6 protein-coding genes and 2 pseudogenes are annotated in these 9,245 nt (G+C 30.2%); 6 read left to right on the top strand and 2 right to left on the bottom strand.

What is annotated here, in order from left to right; all coding sequences use genetic code 11:
* Together VK998_RS02280 and VK998_RS02275 are read right to left on the bottom strand one after the other, a co-directional pair.
* Positions 1-423 (bottom strand): annotated as a pseudogene (locus tag VK998_RS02280) (peptidase S8); the annotation flags it as partial.
* A gap of 70 nt (positions 424-493) precedes the next feature.
* A complete protein-coding gene (locus VK998_RS02275; RefSeq protein WP_325225016.1) occupies positions 494-3,187 on the bottom strand; it encodes a calcium-transporting P-type ATPase, PMR1-type in 2,694 nt (897 codons plus the stop codon).
* Between the two features lie 430 nt (positions 3,188-3,617).
* Here VK998_RS02275 and VK998_RS02270 point away from each other — a divergent pair, with 430 nt between their 5' ends.
* The 6 genes and pseudogenes from VK998_RS02270 to VK998_RS02245 form a co-directional block, all read left to right on the top strand.
* Positions 3,618-4,310, top strand: a complete 693-nt coding sequence (locus tag VK998_RS02270; protein WP_325225013.1) for a response regulator — start codon at positions 3,618-3,620, stop codon at positions 4,308-4,310.
* A gap of 3 nt (positions 4,311-4,313) precedes the next feature.
* A complete protein-coding gene (locus tag VK998_RS02265) occupies positions 4,314-6,116 on the top strand; it encodes an ATP-binding protein (protein ID WP_325225011.1) in 1,803 nt (600 codons plus the stop codon).
* Positions 6,117-6,204: 88 nt separating this feature from the next.
* Complete coding sequence (locus VK998_RS02260) at positions 6,205-6,678, top strand: hypothetical protein (protein ID WP_325225009.1); 474 nt, start codon at positions 6,205-6,207, stop codon at positions 6,676-6,678.
* A gap of 30 nt (positions 6,679-6,708) precedes the next feature.
* Complete coding sequence (locus VK998_RS02255) at positions 6,709-8,163, top strand: hypothetical protein (RefSeq protein WP_325225007.1); 1,455 nt, start codon at positions 6,709-6,711, stop codon at positions 8,161-8,163.
* 22 nt (positions 8,164-8,185) lie between these two features.
* On the top strand, positions 8,186-9,031 hold the full coding sequence (locus tag VK998_RS02250) for a two-component system regulatory protein YycI (RefSeq protein WP_325225004.1): 846 nt from the start codon (positions 8,186-8,188) through the stop codon (positions 9,029-9,031).
* Positions 9,032-9,124: 93 nt separating this feature from the next.
* Positions 9,125-9,245: pseudogene (locus tag VK998_RS02245) on the top strand (MBL fold metallo-hydrolase); the annotation flags it as partial.

Here is a 9,245-nt window from a genome sequence, read left to right as displayed (position 1 = left end):
CACCAAATCTTTAAATCCAACAATTCTATTATTAGGAGTTGTCAAGTCCTGGTGAGGAGCAACTCCTGTGTCTATGACTGCAGTAGTTATTCCTTTTCCTTTTAATCCTTTTTCATGAGGGAAATATCCTCCTACAGTAGGTACAGCAATATCCAATTGAGTAAAAACTTTTGAATCGAAACTAATATATTCGATATCAGGATTACTAGCTAATCTATAAATTAAGTCAGTACTTAAATTACAAGCAACTCCATTGATTATAGGCAAAGGTCCTTTAACTTTGGTAGAAAGATTCATAATACCATCTTTAAGTCGAATATCTTTTTCTTTTAACTGAACAATTACAGGTAGTTCTTCTTTAGATTGGGACATTATTTTAGCACTTAAAATGGGGCATATTTTAGAACTACTCATTTTTCTCATATAAAACCACCTTCCTTGTTCTATTCTATGCAGTTTATTTTAAAAATGTGTCTAAAATTAAAAAAGCCCTTTAAAGGGCTTTTCTTCTTAAAAATAATTTATAAACTTCACCTACTACAAGAGGTAAAAATGCATGTATTAAAACTATCTGCCAATCTTTAAGACTTAATGGATAGGTATGAAAAATTGTTTGTAAAAATGGCATATAGACTACAATCAACAATAAAACAAAGGAAAATAAAGTTGCATAAGTTAATGTTTTATTAGAAAATACGCCTATTTCAAATATAGTATGTTTTTCAGATCTGCTAGAATAGGCTCTCAACAATTCAGCTGTAATCAAAGTTCCAAAGGCTATAGTCCTTGGAATAATTAAATTTTCTATTCCATAGGTTTTGAGTCCCCATCTATATGCTAACAAAGTGCCTGAAGCAATAGCAATACTTTGGACTATTATTCCATTAACCATTCCTCTATCTAAAATAGGTTCATCTGGATTTCTAGGAGGAATTCTCATTATCTCAGACTCTCCTTTTTCCATACCTAAGGCTAAGGCAGGGAAACTATCAGTAACCAGATTTAACCATAGTAATTGGATAGGAATAAGAGGGACTTCCAGCCCAAGAAGTATACTTAAAGTAATTATTAATATTTCTCCAATATTACAGGACAATAAAAAGAAAACAAATTTTTTAATATTACTATATATTATCCGACCTTCTTCCACAGCTGAAACGATACTAGCGAAATTATCATCTGTTAAAATAACTTCAGCTGTATTTTTAGCCACATCTGTTCCTGTAATTCCCATGGATACACCTATATCTGCTCTTTTTAATGCTAATGCATCATTGACTCCATCTCCTGTCATAGCGGCAATCTCGCCATTTGCTTTTAATCCATTAATTATTTTTACTTTGTGTTCAGGAGAAACCCTTGCATAAACTCGTTTTTGTTTTACTAATTTTTTTAATTCATCATCAGAAAGACCATCTAGTTCTTTTCCCATTATAGCTTCATCTTCATGTTCTGCTATTCCCAACTCTTTAGCTATAGCAAAGGCCGTTTCTTTATAATCTCCTGTAATCATAACTGCTTTAATTCCTGCTTCGTTACATTTCTTTATGGCTTCTTTAGCTTCTTTTCTTGGTGGGTCAATCATTCCTACTAATCCAAGAAAAACCATATCCTTTTCTATGGATTCAGAATCTATTTTTTCAGGCAGCTTATCATATTCTTTAAAAGCAAAGGCTAAAACTCTCAAAGCTTTTTTGGAAAACTCACTATTTATATTTAATACTTTTTCTTTTAATTTATCAGTAAAGGGGACTATTTTACCATCAATATATATACTATTACATTTACTAATTATTATATCTGGTGCTCCTTTAGTAAAGGAGGCTAGTTTATTTGGGATATAATTTTCATGGACTGTGGTCATCATCTTTCTATCAGAGTCAAAAGGAATTTCTTCGATTCTTGGAAATTCATTATTCATTTCTTCTTTTGACATATTCCCTTTTCCTGCCAAAGTGACTAATGCACCTTCAGTAGGATCTCCTAGTATTCTATATCCATCATCGGTTTTATCTAGAACTGCATCATTGCATAGAATTCCAATGGAAAGTAGTCTATTAAGGTTTTGGGATGTCTCTGGGGATTGGGTTGTGTTATCAATTTTAAATTCCCCTTTTGGTTCATAGCCAATTCCTGTAATATCGAATATTTGATTGTCAGTAAAAACCTTAACTACAGTCATTTCATTCTGAGTCAATGTCCCAGTTTTATCAGAACATATTACTGTAGTACAACCTAATGTTTCTACTGCTAATAGTTTTTTTACAATGGCATTTCTTTTGACCATTCTGTTCATACCTAATGCTAGAACTATGGTTACTATAGCAGGTAGACCTTCTGGAATAGCTGCAACTGCTAAACTAATGGCAATCATAAACATATCTAATATATCTCTTCCTTGAAATATGCCGATGCCAAATACTAATATACATACTACTATACAAGCAATACCTAGATATTTTCCTAGTTCATTCAATTTCTTTTGTAAAGGAGTGGTTTCATCTTCAAAGGTTTGAATCATGGAGGCAATATTGCCCATTTCAGTGCTATGTCCTGTTTCTACAACAACTCCTTTGCCTCTTCCGTAAGTAACGATAGTACTCATATAAGCCATATTTTTTCTATCTCCTAAAGCTACTTCATGATCGAATACTATATTTGCATCTTTTTCTGTAGGTACAGATTCACCAGTTAGTGAAGCTTCCTCTATTTTTAGATTGGAGGATTCGATTAATCTTAAATCTGCTGGAACAATATCCCCGGATTCCAACAGAACTATATCTCCTGGAACTAAGGTGTTTGCTGGGACTATGGTAGCATTTCCGTTTCTTATGGCTTTGGCATTGGGCGCAGCCATCTTTTTCAAGGCTTCCAAAGATTTTTCAGCTCTACCTTCTTGATATAGACCTAATATTGCATTGATGACTACAATGGCTAGTATTACAATGGCATCCGTCTTTTCTCCAACTATGAAAGAAATGATACTGGCTACTATTAATATAATTATGAGAAAATCATTAAATTGAGCGATTACTTTGGAAAGAAAACTCCTTTTGGTTTCTTCTTTTAATTCGTTAGGACCATATTTTTGGGAACGATGAGTTATTTCCTCATTGGAAAGACCAGTGTCTATATTGGTGTTTAACTCAGATAGTAATTCTTTGATGTTTTTTTCATACCATTCCATAAGTATTCCTTCCTTTCTTTTTCTTTCTATAGATTAGTATACCACTTAGGACATAAATTAAATTCTAAAATGTTAGTTTGTGGTAAAGGTTGAACATTTTCATTAGAGTTGCTAAAATATAATATGGAAAATAAAAAGACCTTTGTTTAGCCATAGTTGACCAAACAAAGGTCTTGCTACCTAAAGTTTACAGGATAGATAGCCGGGATTACTCCGTATTGACGGCTATCTATTTAAAAAGCTACTCCCCTTTGTTGGAATCAATTATATAATATATACATAATAATTTCAATAGCAATTATATTGTACCCAATAGATTTTAAACTTAAATATTAGTTTGACAAGTTCAATTTATTGTTAGATAATTTAGGCATGAGGGGTAATGTAGGACAGATAATTAGACATTCATTATATAAATGGAGTGATATTCATGAGTAAGAAGATATTAGTGGTAGACGATGAGAAATCCATAGCTGATATTGTAAAATTTAATTTAGAAAAGGAAGGATATACTATTGATTTAGCTTTTGATGGAGAAGAAGCTGTAAATAAAGTTCACGACTTTTTACCGGATTTAGTAGTTTTGGATATTATGCTTCCTAAAAAGGATGGGTTTCAAGTTTTAAAAGAGATTAGAAAAGATTTTAAAATTCCAGTACTTATGCTTACAGCAAAGGAAGAAGAAGTGGACAAGGTATTAGGTTTAGAATTAGGAGCCGATGATTATATTACCAAGCCTTTTAGTATGAGGGAATTGGTAGCAAGGGTTAAGGCGAATTTAAGGAGAATTGATTTTTCAAATACAGAGTTAAATAATGGTGATATAATAGAAACTGGAGATTTACTTATAGATTTAAACAAATATGAAGTTCAAAAAAGAGGACAAGTTGTAGAGGTTACCCTTAGAGAATTTGAATTGTTAAAATTTTTGGCTTCCAGTATAGAACAGGTATTTACAAGAGAACAGTTATTGGAAGAAGTATGGGGATATGAGTACTATGGTGATATACGAACAGTGGATGTAACTGTTAGAAGACTGAGAGAGAAGATAGAGGACAAGGATGGAGAATACAAATATATAATGACCAAAAGAGGAGTAGGATATTATTTCAGGAGGGGCTAGCCCATGTTTGCAAGTATTAGGTGGAAATTTATCATAGTATATTTTTTGCTTGTATTTATGGCTATGGTAATAGTAGGGGTTTTTATAGTACAAAGATTTGAAACACAACAATTGGAAAATAGATTGAATACCATGATAAAACAAATAGAATCCATAATTAGTACTTCCAGTTATTTGTCAGAAGATAATTGGAGCCTAGTCGATAAGGAAATTCAAAAAACTTTGAATGAATGGAGATTTGAAGGAACTGAAACTCTTTATGTTATCTATAATGAAGACATACCTAAAATATTAGCCTCATCCCATAGCAATTATGATAAAATCAAGGGGCAGAATGCCTTAGTTTATTTAGATCCTACTTTAATTTTAGAAGCTTATAATGGTGAAAAAAGTCAGAGAATTGGAAAAGATATAAACGAAAATAATATATATCAACATTTGGCATATCCAGTATTAGATGAAATAGGTCAAGTTAAAGGCGTATTATATATGACTGGTGATTTAGAAGATGTATATAAGACCATCGATGATTCAAAAAAAATATTAACTAATGCAACTATGTTAGCATTAGGGATTACTGTGTTATTAGGGTTTTTAATTGCAAGTAGTATAACTGAACCAATTAGAGATGTAACTAAGAAAGCTGAAAGAATGGCAAAAGGTGATTTTGATCAATTTGTTGAAGTAAAATCAGATGATGAAATGGGACAATTAGCCAGTATGTTCAATTACTTAACATTAAAGTTAAAGGACACTATTCAAGAGATGGATCTAGAAAAAAGCAAACTAGATACAATATTTAATTATATGGCAGATGGTGTTATAGCTATTGATGTAAATGGGCATATAATTCATGCTAATCCTATTGCAATTGATATATTGGATTTAGAAGATACTATAAATGAGGAATTTACTGAGAAGAAAGTATTTCCTATGGATACTCTAAATTTAAAGAGCATTGATTATGAAGATTTATATAGTCTTGAAGGTGAAAAAAATGTAGGGATAAAGAATACCATTTATCGTATTAAATATGCACCTTTCCGTAATGAAAAAAATAATATTGGTGGAGTAATAATTGTGTTTCAAGATATAACAGAACAGCATAAACTAGATAATATGAGAAGGGAATTTGTTGCAAATGTATCCCATGAATTAAAAACGCCTATAACTACTATTAAATCCTATACTGAAACTTTGATGGACTATGGGGATGTAGATGAGGAGCTTTCTGAGAAATTTTTATCGGTAATAGATAATGAATGTGATAGGATGGCACGTATAGTAAAGGATTTACTACAACTATCTAATTTAGATTATAATAAAACCAAGTGGAATAAGGTAGATTATTCTTTAGAAAAACTTATTAAGGATGCTTGTCTGAAATTAGAATTTTCTTTTAAAGAAAAAAATCAAAAATGTGATTTAAATATTGAGAAGGATTTACCAAATATTGTTATAGATAAAGATGGTATAGAACAGGTTATACTAAATATAATATCCAATGCTATAAAATATACTCCAAAGGATGGAAAAATAAACATATCTGCAAAAGAAGTTGAAGATAAGATTGTAATTAGTGTAAAGGACAATGGTATTGGAATACCTGAAAAGGATAAGAAAAGGATTTTTGAAAGGTTTTATAGAGTTGATAAAGGAAGAAGCAGGGATTTAGGTGGGACAGGATTGGGTTTATCCATTGCTAAACAGATAGTAGAGGCTCATGGTGGTGAGATAATACTAAAATCTGAGTACAAGGTAGGAACTGAAGTGGAGATTATACTTCCTAAAGCCACTAGCCTGTAATTTAATTTTAATTGGCTTGTAATACAATTGTAATATAATTAATATATAATGTTATTGTCCCCTATTGTAGGGTAAAGGAGGTAAAAATATGTGGAAGAAATTAACAATTAGTTTAGTTGCTATAATTATGTTTTTTTCTATATCGACAGTTGGATTTGCTGCACCTACAGATAATAAAGTAGATATAACTAAATATCAGGTAATTACACCAGAAGAAAGTTCTTCAGCTACTAATAATAAAGTAATACTAATATCTGGTAAAGCACCTGAAGGTACTGATATTATAATTGATTTATACGGGGCAATAGATTTAACCGGGGGAAAATATTCATTAACCAATTTACCTAAGGAAGATGATTATAGCCATATTTCAAGTATAAATATTAAATCTGGGGATATTGGTTTTGGAGAAGAGGTAGAATTAATCTTAGGTATAAATAAAATAATCATTACCTTTGATGTAGAAGGAGTACCTACTGTAGAGAAAATTCGCTATTATTATGAGAAGGAACAGGTAGAAAAAAGTTTAACTAATTCACCTATATCGCCTTCTGCTAAATAATATACCATAGATATGAGGAGATGATTTATTGTGCTAAGAGAAAGGCTAAAAACTATCCTACTCTTATCTTTGGTGTTTATTAGTGTTTTTTTGACAAGACGATTATGGATTCAAATGCCCTATGAAATATTGCCTTTATTTCAAAAAGAGGAAGCTTTATCTGCAAATTATTTATTTACAGATATGATAAAACCAGATAAGTATTTATTGAATTTTGATGAAAAAAATCATACAATTTTTCATAATGATGATAATAACAATCTATGGACAAGCACACGCTTTTCTTTAGCTGATATTCTGTCTTCTAATGATATTAGAACAGAGCCTATATCTACTGAAGAATTATTCACATATTATAATAATAAGTCCATAGTTTTTTATTTTCCAGAAAAATTTAGCACTTATATATTAGCTCGTTCATTAGATGTAGCAAAACCAAATAGCATTACGGATAAAATGCCAGATGTAGATAGTATTTACTTCTACTTAGGTAGAGAAGAGCCTTATGTTGTATTCAGTGATGGAGATGAGCATTTAAAAATTTATGATTCAAATTCAGATTTTGAAAGTATTAAAAACAAATTAAAAATCATAGAGCAGGAAAAAAATTATACTTTCTATTATCCTATTAGAGAAACATTAGGTATAGATAATGATGTATATATTCCCTATAAAATGTCTAAAATTATGCCTTTGGTTTATGTGGAAAATGAGTTGAACACAGATGATATTGATGAAATTAGGGAAATTGCAGAAATATTTTTTGAAAAAAATATAGATTATATAAGGGAGATAATAGAAAATAATGGTTCTATATTATATGTATATAATCAAAAGGTTTTAAAGATAAATCAAAGTGGTGTATTAGAATATTTTAGCCCTTTAGAGGAACCTGTTAAGGAAAGAAATCTTTATATTAGTTTAAATACAGCTTCTGAATTTTTATCTAATCATATTGGAGTTCCAAAGGATTTATATTTATCAAAAGTTGAGGAGATAGAATCAGGAGAAAATTTAGGTTATAGATTGTTTTTCAAATATAGAATAAGAGGAATGCCAGTTGTTTTAGGAAAAGAAATAGCAGAAGATTTTATTCAAATAGATGTTTTCAATAAATATGTAAGAAATTATAAAAGATTTATTAGAAAAGATATGGATATAGAAGCAGTCAATGATGCAGAAGTTAGTCAAATGTTATCGGCTTTTGATATAATAAATATGAATTATCAATTGTTACAAAACAATTATATAAAGGATAAGGAAATAACTTTAGAAGATTTAGAAGACATGGACAAGGAAGAGTTAAGGGAAAAGTTAAAGGATGAAGTTTTATCATCTATTAACGATATTTCTTTGGCGTATTTAGATCCATGTCTTAATAAAGAAAAGGAAAAATTAATTGGTGTATGGTTGTTAACAACGGAGAATAGAATCTATGCTTTTGATGTTTATAGTGGAGTTTTAGCATTTAGTAGAAAACAATAGTTAGTTGTGGATGGTGAAATAAATGGATTGGTCAAAGGCTAAGACCATATTAATAGTAGCTTTTATCATAACAAATATATTATTGGTTTATGTTATTATAGGTGAAAATCATATGAGTGAACCAACCATTAAAGATGAATTTATTGATGATGTAATAAAGCTTTTAGAAGATAAAAACATAACCATTTCTACAGAGATACCAAAAGATATCCCTTATTTAAACACTATGGTAGTAGAATATGAAAATGCAAATGTGGCACGATTAAATAGGGATTATTTTGACGATGATGGAATGATTAAACAAAATGAACAAGGTCTTGGACAAATTGTCAAGGATGATGAATCCATTTTAGTGATAAATAATAGATTTATAGTTTACGAGAATAAAAATGAAAAAGAAATTTATAAGGATTTAGATAAGGATAAAGCTATTCAATTATCAGAGGAGTTTATCAATAAAGGGAAATTTGAAACTTTTGATATGGAATTAACCTTTATTAAAGAAGAAGAGGATACCTTTTATCTAGAATATTCAAAAGTATATGAGGATATGCTTGTTGAAAGAGCTTTTACAAACCTTCAGATAGATAAAAGGGGAGTTAAAAGATTTGAAAGGTTATGGTTAAACAAAAAAGGTTTAGGAGATGTAGAAATATATATTAGTACTGCACCTAAATCAATATTGACTTTGCTTGGTATGCAAGAAGCCTATGGCAAGACTATTACAGATATTTCTCTATGCTATTATTTTGATCCTGAAAAGCACGAATACTTAGGAGAACCTACAGACGCAAAAGAAGGAAAAGCCATTCCAGCATGGAGGATCCAATTTGATGATGGGTATAAAGTATATATTGATGAATATTAAAAAGAAGAATCCATTGGTTCTTCTTTTTTATTTGTATATAATATATACTATAATGTATATTTAAAATAATAATTTGTATTGGAGTGAATGGAAATGGGGATAAAATTTTGTTCCCTATCTAGTGGCAGTAGTGGAAATTGCCAATATATAGAAACGGATAGGATGAAAGTATTGATAGACGGAGGACTTAGTGGCAAGAAGATAGAAGGGTTGT

It is taken from the genome of Schnuerera sp., assembly GCF_035459645.1.
Lineage (GTDB): Bacteria > Bacillota > Clostridia > Tissierellales > Tepidimicrobiaceae > Schnuerera.
Note: the sequence above shows the minus strand (reverse complement) of the source record. Positions and strands in the feature narration are given on the sequence as shown.